The 16,912-nt window shown below is 56.8% G+C and carries 19 protein-coding genes; 9 read left to right on the forward strand and 10 right to left on the reverse strand.

What is annotated here, in order from left to right; all coding sequences use genetic code 11:
- Window position 1 precedes the first annotated feature (1 nt).
- The 3 genes from ACAM27_RS15120 to ACAM27_RS15130 form a co-directional block, all read right to left on the reverse strand.
- A complete protein-coding gene (locus ACAM27_RS15120; protein ID WP_222448460.1) occupies window positions 2-478 on the reverse strand; it encodes a DUF4442 domain-containing protein in 477 nt (158 codons plus the stop codon).
- 120 nt (window positions 479-598) lie between these two features.
- A complete protein-coding gene (locus tag ACAM27_RS15125) occupies window positions 599-1,180 on the reverse strand; it encodes a CPBP family intramembrane glutamic endopeptidase (RefSeq protein WP_272998965.1) in 582 nt (193 codons plus the stop codon).
- 3 nt (window positions 1,181-1,183) lie between these two features.
- A complete protein-coding gene (locus ACAM27_RS15130) occupies window positions 1,184-2,038 on the reverse strand; it encodes a crotonase/enoyl-CoA hydratase family protein (protein WP_272998966.1) in 855 nt (284 codons plus the stop codon).
- Window positions 2,039-2,109: 71 nt separating this feature from the next.
- On the opposite strand from ACAM27_RS15130, the gene ACAM27_RS15135 reads away from it, so the two are divergent.
- On the forward strand, window positions 2,110-3,081 hold the full coding sequence (locus tag ACAM27_RS15135; protein WP_369612246.1) for a ribonuclease Z: 972 nt from the start codon (window positions 2,110-2,112) through the stop codon (window positions 3,079-3,081).
- Here the strand turns inward: ACAM27_RS15135 and ACAM27_RS15140 are convergent, their stop codons facing one another.
- Complete coding sequence (locus ACAM27_RS15140) at window positions 3,082-3,405, reverse strand: antibiotic biosynthesis monooxygenase (RefSeq protein WP_022992939.1); 324 nt, start codon at window positions 3,403-3,405, stop codon at window positions 3,082-3,084. It lies immediately after the preceding gene.
- A gap of 85 nt (window positions 3,406-3,490) precedes the next feature.
- On the opposite strand from ACAM27_RS15140, the gene ACAM27_RS15145 reads away from it, so the two are divergent.
- Window positions 3,491-3,910 carry a universal stress protein gene (locus ACAM27_RS15145; RefSeq protein ID WP_369612247.1) on the forward strand — a complete coding sequence of 140 codons (420 nt, stop codon included), beginning with the start codon at window positions 3,491-3,493 and terminating at the stop codon, window positions 3,908-3,910.
- 42 nt (window positions 3,911-3,952) lie between these two features.
- A complete protein-coding gene (locus ACAM27_RS15150) occupies window positions 3,953-4,786 on the forward strand; it encodes a zinc-dependent peptidase (protein ID WP_369612248.1) in 834 nt (277 codons plus the stop codon).
- Window positions 4,787-4,789: 3 nt separating this feature from the next.
- On the opposite strand, the gene ACAM27_RS15155 is transcribed toward ACAM27_RS15150, so the two are convergent.
- On the reverse strand, window positions 4,790-5,023 hold the full coding sequence (locus tag ACAM27_RS15155) for a hypothetical protein (protein ID WP_121208470.1): 234 nt from the start codon (window positions 5,021-5,023) through the stop codon (window positions 4,790-4,792).
- A 24-nt stretch (window positions 5,024-5,047) separates the two neighbouring features.
- On the opposite strand from ACAM27_RS15155, the gene ACAM27_RS15160 reads away from it, so the two are divergent.
- Window positions 5,048-7,240 (forward strand): OsmC domain/YcaO domain-containing protein, encoded by a 2,193-nt coding sequence (locus tag ACAM27_RS15160; protein ID WP_369612249.1) that lies wholly within the window; start codon window positions 5,048-5,050, stop codon window positions 7,238-7,240.
- Here ACAM27_RS15160 and ACAM27_RS15165 read toward each other — a convergent pair.
- Window positions 7,237-8,130 (reverse strand): diacylglycerol kinase family protein, encoded by an 894-nt coding sequence (locus ACAM27_RS15165; protein ID WP_369612250.1) that lies wholly within the window; start codon window positions 8,128-8,130, stop codon window positions 7,237-7,239. The two genes, ACAM27_RS15160 and ACAM27_RS15165, sit on opposite strands and share 4 nt — an antisense overlap.
- Before the next feature lie 82 nt (window positions 8,131-8,212).
- On the opposite strand from ACAM27_RS15165, the gene ACAM27_RS15170 reads away from it, so the two are divergent.
- The gene (locus tag ACAM27_RS15170) at window positions 8,213-8,491 is read left to right on the forward strand and encodes a SelT/SelW/SelH family protein (RefSeq protein ID WP_014420825.1); all 279 of its coding nucleotides are present in this window, start codon (window positions 8,213-8,215) and stop codon (window positions 8,489-8,491) included.
- A 141-nt stretch (window positions 8,492-8,632) separates the two neighbouring features.
- A complete protein-coding gene (locus ACAM27_RS15175) occupies window positions 8,633-9,376 on the forward strand; it encodes a class I SAM-dependent methyltransferase (RefSeq protein ID WP_011785650.1) in 744 nt (247 codons plus the stop codon).
- A 32-nt stretch (window positions 9,377-9,408) separates the two neighbouring features.
- On the opposite strand, the gene ACAM27_RS15180 is transcribed toward ACAM27_RS15175, so the two are convergent.
- Together ACAM27_RS15180 and ACAM27_RS15185 are read right to left on the reverse strand one after the other, a co-directional pair.
- Window positions 9,409-9,912, reverse strand: coding sequence for a copper chaperone PCu(A)C (locus ACAM27_RS15180; RefSeq protein WP_141067797.1), 504 nt, complete (start codon window positions 9,910-9,912; stop codon window positions 9,409-9,411).
- A 66-nt stretch (window positions 9,913-9,978) separates the two neighbouring features.
- A complete protein-coding gene (locus ACAM27_RS15185) occupies window positions 9,979-12,285 on the reverse strand; it encodes a bifunctional diguanylate cyclase/phosphodiesterase (protein ID WP_222448453.1) in 2,307 nt (768 codons plus the stop codon).
- A gap of 236 nt (window positions 12,286-12,521) precedes the next feature.
- Between ACAM27_RS15185 and ACAM27_RS15190 the strand changes: the two genes are divergently transcribed.
- Entirely contained in the window at window positions 12,522-13,241 is a 720-nt protein-coding gene (locus tag ACAM27_RS15190) for a tellurite resistance TerB family protein (protein ID WP_369612251.1), read from the forward strand.
- A gap of 45 nt (window positions 13,242-13,286) precedes the next feature.
- On the opposite strand, the gene ACAM27_RS15195 is transcribed toward ACAM27_RS15190, so the two are convergent.
- Together ACAM27_RS15195 and ACAM27_RS15200 are read right to left on the reverse strand one after the other, a co-directional pair.
- Window positions 13,287-13,625: a zinc ribbon domain-containing protein YjdM gene (locus ACAM27_RS15195; RefSeq protein WP_011785654.1), complete on the reverse strand. Its 339-nt coding sequence runs from the start codon at window positions 13,623-13,625 to the stop codon at window positions 13,287-13,289.
- A 40-nt stretch (window positions 13,626-13,665) separates the two neighbouring features.
- Window positions 13,666-14,232 (reverse strand): histidine phosphatase family protein, encoded by a 567-nt coding sequence (locus ACAM27_RS15200; RefSeq protein WP_369612252.1) that lies wholly within the window; start codon window positions 14,230-14,232, stop codon window positions 13,666-13,668.
- A 279-nt stretch (window positions 14,233-14,511) separates the two neighbouring features.
- On the opposite strand from ACAM27_RS15200, the gene ACAM27_RS15205 reads away from it, so the two are divergent.
- On the forward strand, window positions 14,512-14,964 hold the full coding sequence (locus ACAM27_RS15205; protein WP_011785656.1) for a YaiI/YqxD family protein: 453 nt from the start codon (window positions 14,512-14,514) through the stop codon (window positions 14,962-14,964).
- A gap of 79 nt (window positions 14,965-15,043) precedes the next feature.
- Entirely contained in the window at window positions 15,044-16,831 is a 1,788-nt protein-coding gene (locus ACAM27_RS15210) for an ABC transporter ATP-binding protein (RefSeq protein WP_369612253.1), read from the forward strand.
- Window positions 16,832-16,912 lie beyond the last annotated feature (81 nt).

A 16,912-nucleotide genomic window follows, 5' to 3' on the forward strand; every position in this document is an offset into this window, starting at 1 on the left:
GCTACTCAGCCGGCTTTCGCCTGACGTACAGCACTTTGTGGACGCGAGAAACGACCGTTCCTGCCTCATCCACAATATCGATATACCACTCCGGCAGGTACTTGTCGCCGTCAGCGGTGGCTTCGCGTATTTCATCAAGACGCGCATTGGTCAGCTCGAAGTGGGCCTTTACCACGCCCTTGCCGGGGCGGATAAAATCAATACTCGCGGACTTGTCCCACACGATGTAATCGTTGCCCAGTCGGCGCATCAGTAACAGCATATACATTGGGTCAACCATGCTGTAGAGAGATCCGCCGAAGTGCGTGCCCACGTAGTTGGTGTTGTACCAGTGCTGACGCATTTCCACCGTTGCAGAGCTGAAGTCATCAGCAATGTGAGTGACTTTAATACCTGCCCCCAGATAAGGGGCGAAAGTTGAGAGCACTCGGCGCATGGCGCCGGCACTGGCAAACCAGCGGCGAATCGTCGAATTCATGGCAACATCCAAACGGTTGAGAATCAGTTTCACGACTGTGTAGCTGGCTATCTTCTTACAGCCACACCGCGTTTTCAACGAAAATTCATACGACCGTTTGAATTTTTTAGACTGGAAACATCAAGGCTTCACATCGAACCACTGGGGATAGTTCAGCAGGCAGTACAGCGCGAGCATGTCGTATACCGCATGCCAGACCATCACCAAGGGCAGGCTGCCCCAGAACTGGTAGGCACCACCAAGAATCAGTCCAAGACCCGTTGCCACCAGAAAATAGGTAAACGACACGTAGTGCACCAACCCGAACAACACAGAGGCCGCCAGCAAGGCTGTCCAGGGCCCGGTATGCTGCAGTAGCCAGCCCTGCACCGCTCCACGGAACAAGAGCTCTTCCCCCACCCCGGCGAGCACGCACAAGGTCAGCAATACCGGCCAGCGATAACTCGCCGCGAAGCGGTAAAGGGCCTGCATCTGCGAGCCGAGATCATCAGGAAACAGCCAGGAGAGCTGGGTGAATAGCAATAGCACAAGGTAGGTGATGCCAGCGCCCAGGCTACCATAGAGCAGGGTTTCCAGCAGATTCAAGTTGTTCAGCATTAATGGAATATCGAACAACCAGATCGCAAGCCAGCCCACCAAACCAATACCGCCCTGAAACAGCAGGGCGGCGGTGGTGGATAGTTTGGCGCGACCTTGGGCCATAACTCAGTTTTCGAACAGACCCTTGACCGGGAACAGGTCGTCGTAGGCGGGCGCCTGCTTCTGGGCCTTGGCCTGGAAGGATTTCATCATGTCCGTGGGGCGGAACATGCCAGACTGCCATGTGGCCATGTAGCGGAGGCTGTCTTCTACGCTGTGATCGCGACTGAAATTGATCATTTCCTTGCAGCCGGTCACCGCCAGCGGCGAATTGGCAGCGATCTGGGCGGCAATGGACATCACGCCCTCAAGCATCGCTTCCTGAGTCTCGTATACCGAGTTCACGAAACCCAGGCGATAGGCTTCTTCAGCACCGAATTTGCGGCCCGTATAAGCCAGCTCACGCACCACGCCCTCAGGCATCAGTTTAGGCAGCCGCTGCAGCGTGCCCACATCAGCTGTCATGCCCAGCTCGGTTTCCTTGATGGTGAAATAGGCATCGGAGGTGCAATACCGGCTGTCAGCAGCGCACACCAGGTCCAGAGCCCCACCAATACAGCCCCCGTGCACGGCAGCAAGCACGGGCAGACGTACTTTCTCCAGAGAGCTCAGAGTATCCTGCAGCTGCAGTACGACTCTTCGCAGGTTCTCCGCCATACGGCCAGGGTCACCACTCATGGGCACGGATTTCGGATCCGAGAACACGCCCAGATCCATGCCTGCGGAAAAGTGCTTTCCAGTGGAGGAGATCACAATCACCCGGGCATCGGTATTGGCTTCAATGTCCTGAACGCAGCGCGGCAGCTCCAGCCAGAATGCCTTGTTCATGGTATTCAGCGCCTCGGGGCGACTGAACTGAACGTGGGCGATGTGGTCTTTTACTTCAATATTGAAACTTTCGTAGTTGGCGAGTTCAGACATGATGGATCCCGTATCATCTGAGAGCATGGTTTCGTATTATTAGGGTGCACATTACCGCGAAACGAGGCACGATGGAATTCACTTTCCTTGGCACATCGGCCGGAACACCAACCCGGTCACGCAACGTCACCGGCCTGGCGCTTTGCCTTTCGGGGCCCAAACCCTGGTATCTGGTGGACTGCGGTGAAGGCACCCAGCACCAGGTGATGCGCACACGGTATTCGGTGATGCAGTTGCGCGCCATTTTCATCACCCACATCCATGGTGATCATATCTTCGGGCTACCGGGCTTGCTTACCAGCGCTTCCATGCTGGGTCGCACCGAGCCTCTGGACATCATTGCGCCGCCACAGGTACGCCGGTTTATCGATACGGTCATCGAAAACAGTGACTCCAGCCTGAGTTATCCGTTGAACTTCATCAACTCGGAAGCTCCGGGTTTTTACTGGCAGGATGACCATTTGGGTGTTACCAACGTGGCGCTTTCGCACCGGGTACCTTGCCGGGCCTACGTATTCACAGAGCGGAACCTGGAACGTCAACTCCAGAAGGAGAAACTGGTTGCTGATGGCATCGAGCCTGGCCCTCAATGGGGTGACCTGCAGAAAGGCAAAGATGTTCTACTGGATGACGGGCGCCTGCTGCGCAGCGACGACTACACCCAAATCCCGAGAACCGCGCGAAACATCATTGTCGGCGGTGACAACGACACCCCGGAACTGCTGAAAGATGCCTGCCAAGGCACCCACGTATTGATTCACGAGGCCACCTACACCCAGGATGTCGCAGACCGCGTTGGCCCCTGGCCACAGCACAGCTCGGCGCAGCAGGTGGCCCGGTTCGCGCAGGAGGCAAAGCTGCCCAATTTGGTACTCACCCACTTCAGCTCCCGCTACCAGTCCGCCCCGGGTGGCAGCCCTCATATCAACCAGCTCGCCGCCGAGGCGTTGCAGCATTACACGGGCCACCTTTTCCTGGCCCGGGATTTTGACACCTACCGTCTGGAGAAAGACTTCCAGCTACACAAAGTTGATCACAGCTAATCAGTCGCTATTCTGGCCTGGCGGCAGTACCACCCATTCAGGGTCTTCAAATTCACCCAAAGGCCGAATCTCAACAAACGGAGCGGCGCTTTTAATGATCTCCGCGATCCTCGGGTCCTTCCGGGCATCCATGGCATCGCGGTCGGCCTTGCTGTCCCAGCTGGCGATAGCGATCAACTTGTTCGGCTCACCAATCTTTCGGTGTAGTTCGGTACCACGGGCACCGGGCGCCTGCTGAATCAGCTCACTGGCCCGGACCCAGGCATCGGCATACTCCTCAGCAGAGTGCCCGTCTTTCACCGTGACCTCGAAAATATACTTCATCGCATCCTCCCGATTTGCAGCATCCTGAGGTCATGGTCCAGACTTGAAGAGTACAGATCAAATTCTGACCACAGGAGACGGACGCATGTATCAGAAAATACTGGTTCCCGTCGATCTTGCCCATCTCGACAAGATACCCAAAACCCTGAACACCGCCATCGACATGGCCAAACACTACCAGGCCAGCCTGTGCTACGTGACAGTCACCAACAGTACCCCGGGAGCCGCGGCCCACAACCCGAAGGAACTGGCAGACAAACTCACGGAGTTTGCCGAGGAACAGGGTAAGAGCCACGGCATTCAGACCGAATCCAGGGTGCTGGAATCGGTCGATACCGCCGTTGAGCTGGATAAAATACTACTGGGCGCGATCAAGGATACCAAGGCCGACCTGGTAATCATGGCCTCCCATGTACCGGGCCTCGGCGACACCCTGCACCTTTTGCGGTCTAACGGGGCAGAAATCGTCAAACACAGCGACATTTCGGTGTTCGTGGTTCGCTGAGCCTTGCGGTAGACTGGCCGGACATTCACAGGGAAGTCACCAATGTCCGCACCGCTTGTTTTTGCTGTTATCGCCAGTGCCCTGATTGGCGGCTCGCTGTTCTATTTGTTTTTCTACCGCAACTGGCGACGCCAACGCGAACTGCAACAACCGTTTCCTGCGCAATGGAGACAACACCTCCAGAGCAGTGTCCCCCTCTACAACCGGCTCGCCGACAGCCACAAAACCCGGCTGGAGAATCTGGTGCAGCTCTTTATCTCGGAGAAGGAATTCTACGAATGTGCCGGTTTTGAAATCGATGACCGGGTGCGAGTGACCATTGCCGGCCATGCTTGCCTTTTACTGCTTGAACGCGGATTTTACGAATACGATGACGTCAAAAGCATCCTGGTCTATCCCGATATCTACCGGGTAAAGGACACCGAAAGCGATGGCCTGGTGGTCAGCGCCAGTGACGAAACCCGGGCCGGAGAGGCCTGGTCCCACGGCCGGGTGATTCTGGCCTGGAGCCAGTGTGAACAAGCCATCGCCAATCCTCATGGCCCGCACAATGTGATTCTCCATGAATTCGCCCATCAGCTGGACTACCTGGATGGCACCGCGGACGGCGCGCCACCACTGAGTGGCGATGAGGCGGCGCACTGGCAGAAAACCATGACCGAAGCCTGGGACCACCTGCAGCATCGGCTGGAACACCACCACAAACCCTGGCTTGACCCCTACGGCGCCACCGAACCAGCCGAGTTTTTCGCGGTGCTGACCGAGGCCTTCTATCAACAACCGCAGCACTTGAAACGTGAACAACCTGACGTCTACGCTGCCCTGTGCCGTTTTTACCGGATCGACCCGAAGCACATGCGTGCCTGCCAGCCTTGACGATCAGCCGCCTAGGCCGTTTCCCTTGACGCCGAGACGATCCAGGTAAAGATGCAGCTCTTCCTCGCTGATATTCACGTATTCCAGTACCCGGCCATAGAGCATCACGGTAGGTACATTACGCCCGCCTAACTCCTTCTGGGTCTCGCTCAGGACGTAAAGTATCGTCCGTTCCGTTTTTGTGAGACCATCCCGCGCATCGGGGATTACCTCGTCTGTTCCGCGTAAACTGCTCATATTTCTGAATCCGGTAAGCTGCCCATGGAAATCAAAGTCAATTATCTCGACAACCTGAGGCTTGAGGCCAAGTTTGACGATTTTACCGTCGTCTCAGACCAGCCCGTCCGCTACAAAGGCGATGGCTCGGCGCCCGGCCCGTTTGACTACTTCCTGGCCTCATCTGCCATGTGCGCGGCTTACTTCGTAAAGGTTTACTGCAACGCCCGGGATATTCCCACAGATAACATCCGCCTGTCGCAGAACAACATTGTAGACCCGGAAAACCGCTACAAGCAGATTTTCAAGATTCAGGTGGAACTGCCGGAAGACATTTCGGACAAGGACCGCCAGGGCATCATCCGCTCCATCGACCGTTGCACCGTGAAAAAAGTGGTGCAAACCGGCCCGGATTTCCAGATTGAAGTGGTGGAAAACCTGGACGAAGACGCCCAGGCCCTGCTCACCGCTGCCCCGGGCGGCGACGGCAACACCTATATCGAGGGCAAAGATCTGCCCCTGGAGCAGACCATTGCCAACATGACCGGCATCCTCTCGGATCTGGGCATGAAGATCGAGATTGCCTCCTGGCGCAACATCGTGCCCCACGTGTGGTCTCTGCACGTGCGCGACACCGCGGCCCACATGTGCTTCACCAACGGCAAGGGTGCCACCAAGGAAGCCGCCCTGTGTTCGGCCCTGGGTGAGTTTATAGAGCGGCTGAACTGCAACTTCTTCTACAACGACCAGTACTTCGGCCAGGACATCGCCAACAGCGAGTTCGTGCACTACCCGAACGAAAAATGGTTCCAGCCAGGCCCGGAAGGCGAGTTGCCGGACGGCATTCTGGATGACTACTGCCTGAAGATTTTCAATCCGGACGGCGAACTGCTGGGCACGCACCTGTTCGACACCAACTCGGGCACGCCCGAGCGTGGTATCTGCAGCATTCCGTATGTGCGTCAGTCAGACGGAGAGACAGTTTACTTCCCCTCCAACCTGATCGAGAACCTGTACCTGAGCAACGGCATGAGCGCCGGTAATACCCTGCAGGAAGCGCAGGTACAGTGCCTGTCAGAAATCTTCGAACGGGCAGTCAAGAAAGAGATCATTGAGAACGAAATCGCCCTGCCGGATGTTCCCGAGAGCGTGTTGGCCAAGTACCCGGAGATTGTCGAAGGTATCAAGGCCCTGGAAGAACAGGGCTTTCCGGTGCTGGTGAAAGATGCCTCCCTGGGCGGTCAGTTCCCGGTGATGTGCGTCACCCTGATGAACCCCAAAACCGGCGGTGTGTTTGCTTCCTTCGGTGCACACCCCAGCTTCCACGTTGCTCTGGAACGCAGTCTGACAGAGCTGCTGCAGGGGCGCAGCTTTGAAGGCCTGAACGACCTGCCGGCGCCCACCTTCAACTCCATGGCGGTGACCGAGCCCAACAACTACGTGGAGCACTTTATCGACTCCAGCGGCGTGGTGTCCTGGCGCTTCTTCAGCGCCAAATCCGACTACGATTTTGTGGAATGGGATTTCTCAGGCAGCAACAAAGAAGAAGCCGACACCCTGTTCGGCATCCTCGCGGACATGGGCAAGGAATGCTACATGGCGGTGTTCGAAGACCTCGGCGCTCCGGTCTGTCGAATCCTGGTGCCGGGCTATTCCGAGGTGTATCCGGTGGAAGACCTGGTGTGGGACAACACCAACATGGCCCTGGAATTCCGCGAAGGCATCCTCAACCTGCACCGTTTGAGTGAAGACGAACTGGCCGATCTGATACAGCGCCTGGAAGAGGCCGAGCTGGATGTATACATGACCATCGTCACCCTCACCGGCATCGAATTCGATGAAAACACCGTATGGGGCCAGCTCACCATTCTGGAACTGAAACTGCTGATCTACCTGGCACTGGGCGAGCTTGAAGAGGCCCAGGAGCTGGTGGAGATGTTCCTGCAATTCAATGACAACACCGTTGAGCGCGGCCTGTTCTACCAGGCTATGAACGCGGCCCTGGAAGCCACGCTGAACGACGAACTGGAGCTGGATGATTACCTCTACAACTTCCGCCGTATGTTTGGCGACCCGGTGATGGATGCGGTGGTCGGGTCTATTGAGGGGTCGGTGCGCTTCTTTGGCCTGGAAGAAACCGGCATGGACCTGCGAGGTCTGGACCGGCACCTGAAGATGATCGAGAGCTACAAGAAGCTGCACGCGGCCAGGGCCCGCAAATCTGGGCTGTCAGCCTAACCGGCGGGCGCCCGCTCGCCGGTGTGCACCACCTTCTTGCCAATCACCCGGATTGCGCCCGGCCGGCAGGTTGCCCGAAAGGGCGTTTTACCGGCCACGTCGCCATCCACCGTTACCGTCTTGGCGCGGGTGGTTTCTACGTGGCACCACTTGCCCTTGATCTGGATGACGGTGCTGGTCCGGCGCGGCGTCTTGCGGTTCAGGCGCACCATCAAAAATGCAAGTAACAGCTGCGGCAACGGGCGCGGTTTAACGGCAATGACATCCAGCAAACCATCGTTCGCAGAGGCCTCTGGTATTTCATGGCCGCCACCGAAATAGGCCCCCGTGGCAACGGCAATCGATAGCCAACGACCACCCAGATTAGAACGATCAGTACGTATATGGGCGTGGAATCCCCGCTGGGCGCCCAGTTGTCGGAACAGTGTGGCCATGTAACTGAACTTTCCAAGAAACCTTTTGGTGGGTGACCTGGCCTGGCGTGAAGGCAAAGTGCCCAGGCCAATGTGGGCCACGTTGAGATAGATGCGGTCATCAAACTCCGCCACATCAATCATCTCGGTGCTACCGTCCGCCACCAGACGGGCCACCTCTGCCGGTTCAGACGGAAGACCCAGGTTGCGAGCAAAATCATTAGCGGTTCCCGAGGGAAGAACCGCGAGAGTCGCGCCGGTGCGCAGGCAAAGTCCGGCCACACCGTTCACAGTGCCATCCCCACCCGCGGCCAACAGTACGTCGTTGCCAGTCACCAGGCGCAGCCACTGTTCAGCCTCATCCAGCCTGCACTCGGTTACGTTCTCGATGCCCTGCTCGCGCAGATAGGGCAACCAGAAATCCGCATCCCGGCAGCCATCACCGGAACCGGGGCTATCCACCAGCCAATACGCCATACCATTCCCTCTGGAGAAAGAAACTGTCCCCTTCATTTGATAGCATGGCTGATCGATTTCTTCATGCAGGAAGCATTACCGTATGGCAACGCGCATTACTCTCCATTACTGCACCGGCTGTAACTGGATGCTGAGATCCGCCTGGATGGCGCAGGAACTGCTGACCACCTTCGACGGCATGGTCGACGAGCTCACCTTGAAACCCGGCTCCGGCGGCATCTTTGAAGTCTGGGTAAACGATACCCGAATCTGGTCCCGTAAGGAGCAAGGGGGCTTCCCGGATATCAAGCAACTGAAACAGCTGGTGCGGGATCAGATTGCCCCGGAGCACTCACTGGGGCACTCAGACAAGCCGGTGTAGTACATCTACGAGGGTGGCTACCCGCTCCCATATCTTTTCGCTACCATACGCCACCCTCAAAACGCCCGCCCGCTGCGCCATGCCCGTCTGCAGCTGCTGTTCGCCAGAGGTGATCCAGTTGATTTCTGCAGAGGCTTTCCCTTGTCCATCAATGCCTTATATACCGACTTGTCGGGCTACTACGATCTGATGTGTGCCGATATCGATTACCCGGCCCAGAGTCTCGGGATACAGCGGTTACATCAGCTATTTGGCAATGGCGGCAGGCGTCATCTGGATCTGGCCTGTGGCACCGGGCCGCACATCCGGCATTTCCTGAACCTCGGTTACCAGTGCGAAGGGCTGGATATTAATCAGCCCATGCTGGATGTAGCCGAGGAGCGTTGCCCGGAAGCCGTCTTCAGTGTTCGGGATATGTGCGAATTCCGGTTTGATAGTCCATTTGATCTGATTACCTGCTTCCTGTACTCCATTCATTACAGCGATGGTATCGAGAAGCTTCAGGGCTGTATCGAAAGCGCCCACCAGGCGTTATCAGCCAACGGATTGTTCTGTTTCAATGCCGTAGACAAGACCCGAATCAACAACAACCTGTATGTCAGCCACTCCGCCCGGCACGATGGCAGTGAGTTTACCTTTCGGTCTGGCTGGCATTACGTCGGCAGTGGTGAACGGCAGTCGCTCCGGCTTAGCATTGATCGCACCACCAATGGCATCAGTGAATCCTGGCAGGATGAGCACCCCATGGTGGCACTGAGCTTCCGGGAGCTGGCCACCCTGTTACAGCCCTGGTTCGACGTGACCATCTTCGAGCACGACTACGAACGCATCGTGCCCTGGGATGGCGAATCCGGAAACGCACTGTTTGTCTGCGTAAAGCGTTGAGCGTTACCGGATTTCGCTGAGAAGAATAGTGGTTAGTGCTTCATGCCGGCGTGGTCGTTCATCGCCGGGGCACCGTCAAGGGGGCGCACCATCAGTTCGATATTCAGGTCTTCCGCGCCATCAAAATCCAGTCTTACCGGAATTCTCTCGCCCTCAACCAGCGGCTCAGGCAGCCTTTCAAGCATCAGGTGATAACTGTGCGGCTTTAACTCCACGGTTTTGCCGGCGGGTATGAGAAGACCACCATCTACCGGCTGCATACGCATGACCCCCTCATGCATGGAAGTTTCGTGAATCGAAACGTTGCCGGCTCTAGGGGTTTCTGCGTCCACCAGAGTGATGGCCTGTTCACTGTGGTTGGTGATCGCCATATAGCCCACGCCCATGGGGGTACCCGGCGGTGTTGGCCGGCTCCAGGGGTGATTGATCTGTATCGGATGGCTCTGGTGGTCGTTACCGTGTGCGTGATCGGCGGCAAATGTGGCCGGGGCGACCAGGGCTGCGCCCAATGCCAGAGCAATCATGGGTTGTTTCATTCGGCGTTCCTTGTTTTCTGACAAATGTCACTACTGTAGCGGCCGGCCGCGACCACTTCAAAGCCATCAGGAGCGACGAATGGTCGCAGGGGTATTGTCCGTGTTTGCCGTGTCAGTGAGCACCTGACGAACGTCCGCCATGGGCATCGGCCGGCTGAAATAGTAACCCTGGAAGCGCAGGCAGCCCATTTTGATCAAGGCCTGGGCCTGAGCCTGCACTTCTACACCCTCAGCGATCAGACTCATGTTGTGGCTGCGGGCAATGGCGACGATGCTGCGCACCATATTGGCGGCTTTTTCATCTTCAACAATACCGTCCACAAAGCTTTTGTCGATTTTAAGCTCATCCAGAGGTAACTGGCGCAGCAGGCTGAGGGAAGAATAGCCGGTTCCGAAATCATCCATGGCTAGGCGTATACCGTGGCTTCTCAGGTCGCAGATAGTTTGCAGCACCTGATCGAAATTGCCCATGAACAGCGTTTCGGTAATCTCCAGAACCAGAGAGGACGGCGAGACATCGTGGGTTTTCAAGGCGTTCAATACTGTATCCACGAAGCCTGGCTGGCAGAACTGAATCACCGAGATGTTGATGGCCAGATCCAGCGGCTGTTTCACCTTGTCTATCAATTGCCGGAATTCCCTCAGGCTGGTGTCCAGCACGAAGTTACCCAGAGGAATCATCAGGCCGCTTTTCTCGGCCACATCCACGAATTCTGCCGGCGAAACGAATCCCAACTCTTCATCCTGCCAGCGCACCAAAGCCTCCAGACCAATGGTTTCGCCTGCATCGTTCACCTGCGGTTGGTACACCATATAGAGAGCATGAGAGGCCAGGCCATAGCGCAGCTTCTGTTCCACGTTCAGCCGCCGTAGATAAGCGGTTTCCATTTCTGCCTTGTAGACGCAGACGGCATTCCGGCTTTGTTTGGCCTCATACAACGCCAGGTGGGCACTACGAATCAGCTTGCTGAGGGAGTCTCCGTCTTCGGGGTACCGGGCCACCCCGACACTCGCCCCCACCTGCAGACGAAGCCGGCCCACTTCGAAGATTTGGGCCAGATCTTCTACCAGTGCCCGGCAGGCATCGGTCAACGAGGGGATGTTGGTATTGGGGGTAACGATGGCGAATTCATCGCTCCCGGGCCTCGCCAGATCGTCGTGTCGTTCCGCCAACCGCTCAAGTCTTCGCCCGAATTCCACCAGGGTGTGATCCCCGTACTCCAGCCCAAAGCGGTCATTGATGCCACTGAAGTTATCAATGTTGATCACCACCAGACTGAACGGCCTCGCCTGAGAAAGCCTGCCTTCCAATCGATCCAGGAGCCCGGCGCGGTTTAACAGGCCGGTGAGATCGTCATGTCGAGCACGGTACAGCAACTCTTCCCGACGCTCTCCCTCGGCACGATCAATAACCCGGAACAACAGGTAGAGCAACCAGGCACCCAGTACAAAGCCAATCACGTAGGGTACGAGGGTTCCCATAAAATCGCGGTAAAGAGGGGCAAAACGCGTCTCGGACACTGTCCAGATCTGATACCGAGCGTCGAAGGTGGCGGCTGTCAGATAATCTCGCTGGTCGCGGGTCATATGAAAAGAAACCGCCTCCGGACTGGCCATGATATCCGCCATGGTCTTTCCGGTTCCCTCCTCGAAATCACGCCGCTGTGCGCTCAAACGCTCCTCGTTGACCTGCGAGGCAGAATATCGCTCAGGCGTTGCGCCCTCTCGCGACATAAACTGGACGTATTTGTCTGCCTCCCGAAACAGGATGACACTGTCCTCGGGACCATCGTGCAGATCCTGCCCAAGAACTGAACCTTCGGCACCGATCTTCAGTCCGGCCGTCATTACTGCAACCACAGAACCATCATCCGCTCGCAACGCCTTCCGTATCGGGATCAACCAGGCACCGAGCGCATCCATATAATAAGTACGCCCTACTACCATCACATCCGACTCAAGGGCTTGCCTGAAACCTTCTGCGGTACTGGGGTTCTCCAGGAGATTGGGCAGGCGGCTGGTGTCCATATTGGTGCTGATACGAACCAGTGTCCCGTCCGGGCGAGCCAGGCCAAAACCTACGAGGGCCGGGTTAACCGAAAGGATACTGTCCAATAAAGGCATTTCCCTCCGCTCTTCCAGCGGTTCGCCACTGTCGAGGAGTTCGCGCCCCACGACATCAAGCACCAGCTCCTGAGTCCGGAACAGACTGTGAACGGATTGGGATATGAGCTCAGCTCTGGACAACTGATGCGCAGTTTCATCAGACAGGGTCTCCTGCCAGCGCTGCTGGAGAGACACCCCTAAAAGCGCAACGCCGACGATTACGATCAGAAAATACAGCGTCCAGATATTGCGTTTCAGAGCCGCCAAGTAGTCAGTCCATTTGTCCCGGTGAATGGGTTAATTTCGCTAACCATGATTATAGGATGACGTTGCAAATACGCACCCTGTTTTGACACAACCTTACCAAAAAAGATGATGCCAAAAGGAACTTTGCCGTCGTTATCCAGACAATCTGTTCATCTGGCGTTCATGCCGGATAGGGTTTACTGAGGCTAGAATCAAAATCAAAGCCAACGGCAACCAGGCGGAAAAGGAGCCAGACAATGAATGTAATGTCCGTGCTGAACCAGATCATGAACCAGGCCCAGGGCGGTCAGTCCCGCCAAGGCAGCCAGGGTGGAACGAACGTAAACCAGATGATGGGCAACCTTGGCAACCAGCTGTCCGGAGGTAAAGGCAGCAGTGGCATTGACGTAAAAAGTCTTCTGGGCGGCGGAGCACTGGGGCTTATGCTGGGCTCCAAGCGCGGCCGGAAAATGGGCGGCAAGGCACTGAAGTATGGCGCCCTGGCCGGCGTCGGCGTACTGGCATGGAAGGCCTATCAAAACTACCAGAGCAACAACCAGGGCCAGGCACAGCCCGCCCCGGTGCAACAGGGCCAACCCCTTGAGCAGTTGCAGGGAGCCGACCAGGAGCGTCGTGGTCTGGAAATTCTCCAGGCCATGATTATGGCCGCCCGTGCCGATGGCCATATCGATGCCAATGAAAGGCAACTACTGGCTCAGGAAATCGAGCGACTGGGCCCGGACAACGAACTCCAGGCCTGGATCCAGCAACAATTCGACGCGCCACTGGATGCCAGTGCTCTGGCACACAACGCCGATTCGCCCCAGGCCGCCCGGGAAATCTATGTCGTCAGCGCGGTGATGATTGACGAGCAGAATCCCATGGAGCGCGCCTGGCTGGAACAACTGGCCGGTGCCCTGAAGATAGAACCCAATCTGGCCAGGGAGCTTGAACAACAAGTGCTGGCTGCCAGTTAATCAATCACAGCAGACGGCACCGGACTCCCCGGTGCCGAATCCAAGTCAGGCCTTCTTAACAAACTCCGACTTGAGCTTCATGGCCCCCACACCATCAATCTTGCAATCAATGTCGTGATCGCCATCCACCAGGCGGATGTTCTTGACCTTGGTTCCCACCTTCACCACCAGGCTGGAACCCTTCACCTTCAAATCCTTGATTACGGTGACGGTATCGCCATCCTGCAGCTCATTGCCATTGGCATCCCGAACCACCTTGCCTGCTTCAGCCGCTGCCTGCTCGGCCTCCGTCCATTCATGGCCGCACTCCGGGCACACCAGCTGAACGCCATCTTCGTAGGTGTATTCAGAACTGCACTTGGGGCAAGGGGGCAACTGAGACATTATCATTTCCTGTTAACTGAATGAGCACAGGATTATACCACTATTGCCCCGGCGCCACCCTCGCCAGAATGTCCGGGTTCTCCGACAACGGCAACGCCAGAATCACCCCTTCATTCGAAGCCGGAAAAATGCCCGTCAACGCCGTCACATTCACTTGGTGTGACACCATCAAAACGGGTGCGCCCTGCCCCAGGCTATTCACCAACTTGATGGTTTCACGGGTCTGTTGCGGGCCATCGCCCCGGTTGCGAAAAAATGAATTCAGAGCCGGCCACTCAGTCACTGGCCCCATATTCATTTCCTGGGCGGTCTCAACACATCGACACCACTGGCTGGAAAACAACCTCGCCTCAGCAATTCCATGTTCTGCCAGAAACGCTTTCCACGCCCGGGCCTGCTCACGTCCCTTGTCGTTCAGATTCCTCTGGGTACTGCAATCTCCGAGAACAAACCCAGCTGGATCACCGGTGCCTGGAGCCAGGGCATGACGCAGCATCAAAACGGCTCGCCCCTCTCTAAGGGCAGTCCAGGCGTCCTTTTCTGAGGCATAGGTTTGAGAAAACCCAAAAGCGCCGATGACCATCAAACAAAACACAAACGCTTTCATAATGATTCCTCAAAGATTCCTTCAGCGCGCATATCGCGGCGGTATCACCAGTGCCAGATCTGTGTCATTGGGGGCTACTTTCCAAAAATTTCGAAGGCCATGGATGGCCTGAGAGAAGCGCACATGGATGTGCTCGTAGCGGTTTTTGGAAAGTAGCCCCCAATGACACAGGCACCCAATGTGTTAACGCCTAATAGCCAATACGAGGAACCAAACTAACAGGCTCACCCCATGAAAGGTTAAACTGACCATCAGCCAAACCAACGAAGGAAAACCGAAATGCCAATCTGGGTCGACGCCGATGCCTGCCCCGTTCCCATCCGGGAAATTCTCTGCCGTGCCGCCACCCGCTGGCAAATCCAGACCACCTTCATCGCTAACCACGCCATCAGCCTGCCACCAAGCCCACACATCAGCCGCCGGCAAGTCCCACACGGTTTCGACGTTGCAGACAACGAAATTATGGACCAGATGAGCAAAGGCGATCTGGTGATTACCCAGGACATTCCTCTGGCCGCCGAAGCCATCGAAAAAGGCGCAGACGTCTTCAACCCACGGGGGCAGGCCTTCACCAAGGAAAATATCCGCCAGCGCCTTGCCATGCGTAACTTCATGGAAGAAATGCGTAACGCCGGCCAGGTAACCGGCGGGCCGGCCCCATTCAGCCAGGGAGATCGAAAAGAGTTTGCCGACCAACTGGACCGATGGCTGCAAAGAAACGCACGCAAGTGAAAATGATTCTGTTTTAATAAACAGAAGAATCCGCTACCCTTCCCGCCTCTGACAACCAGACAGCAGAAGGAAGCGGAACATGACCACACGCGCCCAGCACACCAGCAGCTTTGCCGCTCTCGGCCGCCTGCTTCGATACGCGCGTGGTTACCGGCGCCAGATCATCGCCGCCACCACCTGCTCCATCATCAACAAGCTCTTCGACATTGCCCCGGAAATACTGATCGGCGTCGCCATCGATGTGGTGGTGAACCAGGAAGAGAGCTTCGTTGCCGGCCTGGGCTTTGAGACTGCGCAGGAACAGATCACCATCCTGGCGGTGCTCACCTTCTTCATCTGGGCTGGCGAGTCGCTGTTTGAGTACCTGTTCCAGATTCTCTGGCGCAACCTGGCTCAGCGACTGCAGTCCGATCTCCGACAAGATGCCTACAAACACGCCCAGCGTCTGGACATGAGCTTCTTTGAGGCCAACAGCTCCGGACAATTGGTAGCCACCATGAACGACGATGTAAACCAGCTGGAGCGTTTCCTGGATGGCGGCGCCAATGCCATGATTCAGGTAGCGGTTACTGTAGTGGCTGTGGGTGCCGTATTCTTTGTGCTGTCGCCACTGATTGCCCTGTTGGCGTTCACACCGATTCCCCTGATCATCTGGGGTGCCTTCTATTTCCAGCGCAAAGCCGGCCCGCTGTACGCAGACGTAAGGGAGAAAGTAGGCGACCTGTCCAGCCGCCTGGCCAACAATCTGGGTGGCATCGCCACAATCAAGAGCTTCACCGCCGAACAGCGGGAAGCCAAACGCCTGAAGGACGCGAGCGAAGCTTATGTTGATGCTAACCGCCGCGCCATTCGTATCAGCTCCGCATTCATTCCGGTCATTCGAATGGCCATTCTGGCCGGCTTCCTGGCCACCTTTACCGTTGGCGGCATGATGGCGCTGGAAGGCAGCCTGAACGTGGGCGCTTACGGGGTGCTGGTGTTCCTCACTCAGCGACTGCTCTGGCCCCTGACCGGGCTGGCGGAAGTGATTGATCTGTTTGAACGGGCCATGGCCAGTACCCGACGGATTCTCGATCTGCTCGCCGAACCGGTAAACGTCCGGGATGAAGCCGGCAAGTCCCTGGAACAACCCGTTCGCGGAAAGGTCTCATTCAACCAGGTGAGCTTCCGTTACGCCGGCAGCGGCGCAGGCATACAGGACATTACCCTGAGCGTTCCAGCAGGCAATACCCTCGCGTTGGTGGGGGCGACCGGCTCCGGCAAGTCCACATTGATCAAGCTGTTATTGCGGTTCTACGACCCCGCCCATGGAGACATCCGGATTGACGGCCAGCCCATTCGTGGGGTGAGCCTGAAGTCCCTGCGCGATGCCATTGGCCTGGTCAGCCAGGATGTCTACCTGTTTGAGGGCAGCATCCGCGACAACCTTGCCTATGGCAAACCCGATGCCAGCGAAGAAGAGATCATTGATGCCGCTCGTACTGCCGAGGCCTGGTCCTTTATTGAGGCGCTACCGGAAGGCCTGGACACTCCTGTTGGTGAACGAGGCATTCGCCTGTCCGGCGGCCAGCGTCAAAGGCTGTCCCTGGCCCGGGCGCTGTTGAAGAATCCGCCCATTCTGGTGCTGGACGAAGCAACCAGCGCCGTGGATAACGAAACCGAAGCCGCCATTCAGCGCTCACTCAAGCGCATTGGTCATAACCGCACCGTTATTATGATTGCCCACCGGCTTTCCACCATTGTGGATGCGGACACCATTGCCGTGGTCGAGAATGGCCGGATTGTTGAGGAAGGCGATCACGACAGCCTGATACGCAATAACGGAGCCTACGCCGCGCAGTGGCGCGTGCAAACAGGTCAGGCGTAAGAAGGTAATGCTGTTTACCACTTATTATTGATAGGTATTCGCATTTAGATTATCCTGCCAGCCACAGAAACAGGGGAATCT

It is taken from the genome of Marinobacter sp. RI1, assembly GCF_041155085.1.
GTDB lineage: Bacteria > Pseudomonadota > Gammaproteobacteria > Pseudomonadales > Oleiphilaceae > Marinobacter > Marinobacter nauticus.

What these genes read in the sequence shown, in the direction of transcription:
- ACAM27_RS15120 (WP_222448460.1), bottom strand. Translation starts at nt 478, where the DNA reads ATGAATTCGACGATTCGCCGCTGGTTTGCCAGTGCCGGCGCCATGCGC.
- ACAM27_RS15125 (WP_272998965.1), bottom strand. Translation starts at nt 1,180, where the DNA reads ATGGCCCAAGGTCGCGCCAAACTATCCACCACCGCCGCCCTGCTGTTT.
- ACAM27_RS15130 (WP_272998966.1), bottom strand. Translation starts at nt 2,038, where the DNA reads ATGTCTGAACTCGCCAACTACGAAAGTTTCAATATTGAAGTAAAAGAC.
- ACAM27_RS15135 (WP_369612246.1), top strand. Translation starts at nt 2,110, where the DNA reads ATGGAATTCACTTTCCTTGGCACATCGGCCGGAACACCAACCCGGTCA.
- ACAM27_RS15140 (WP_022992939.1), bottom strand. Translation starts at nt 3,405, where the DNA reads ATGAAGTATATTTTCGAGGTCACGGTGAAAGACGGGCACTCTGCTGAG.
- ACAM27_RS15145 (WP_369612247.1), top strand. Translation starts at nt 3,491, where the DNA reads ATGTATCAGAAAATACTGGTTCCCGTCGATCTTGCCCATCTCGACAAG.
- ACAM27_RS15150 (WP_369612248.1), top strand. Translation starts at nt 3,953, where the DNA reads ATGTCCGCACCGCTTGTTTTTGCTGTTATCGCCAGTGCCCTGATTGGC.
- ACAM27_RS15155 (WP_121208470.1), bottom strand. Translation starts at nt 5,023, where the DNA reads ATGAGCAGTTTACGCGGAACAGACGAGGTAATCCCCGATGCGCGGGAT.
- ACAM27_RS15160 (WP_369612249.1), top strand. Translation starts at nt 5,048, where the DNA reads ATGGAAATCAAAGTCAATTATCTCGACAACCTGAGGCTTGAGGCCAAG.
- ACAM27_RS15165 (WP_369612250.1), bottom strand. Translation starts at nt 8,130, where the DNA reads ATGGCGTATTGGCTGGTGGATAGCCCCGGTTCCGGTGATGGCTGCCGG.
- ACAM27_RS15170 (WP_014420825.1), top strand. Translation starts at nt 8,213, where the DNA reads ATGGCAACGCGCATTACTCTCCATTACTGCACCGGCTGTAACTGGATG.
- ACAM27_RS15180 (WP_141067797.1), bottom strand. Translation starts at nt 9,912, where the DNA reads ATGAAACAACCCATGATTGCTCTGGCATTGGGCGCAGCCCTGGTCGCC.
- ACAM27_RS15190 (WP_369612251.1), top strand. Translation starts at nt 12,522, where the DNA reads ATGAATGTAATGTCCGTGCTGAACCAGATCATGAACCAGGCCCAGGGC.
- ACAM27_RS15195 (WP_011785654.1), bottom strand. Translation starts at nt 13,625, where the DNA reads ATGTCTCAGTTGCCCCCTTGCCCCAAGTGCAGTTCTGAATACACCTAC.
- ACAM27_RS15200 (WP_369612252.1), bottom strand. Translation starts at nt 14,232, where the DNA reads ATGAAAGCGTTTGTGTTTTGTTTGATGGTCATCGGCGCTTTTGGGTTT.
- ACAM27_RS15205 (WP_011785656.1), top strand. Translation starts at nt 14,512, where the DNA reads ATGCCAATCTGGGTCGACGCCGATGCCTGCCCCGTTCCCATCCGGGAA.
- ACAM27_RS15210 (WP_369612253.1), top strand. Translation starts at nt 15,044, where the DNA reads ATGACCACACGCGCCCAGCACACCAGCAGCTTTGCCGCTCTCGGCCGC.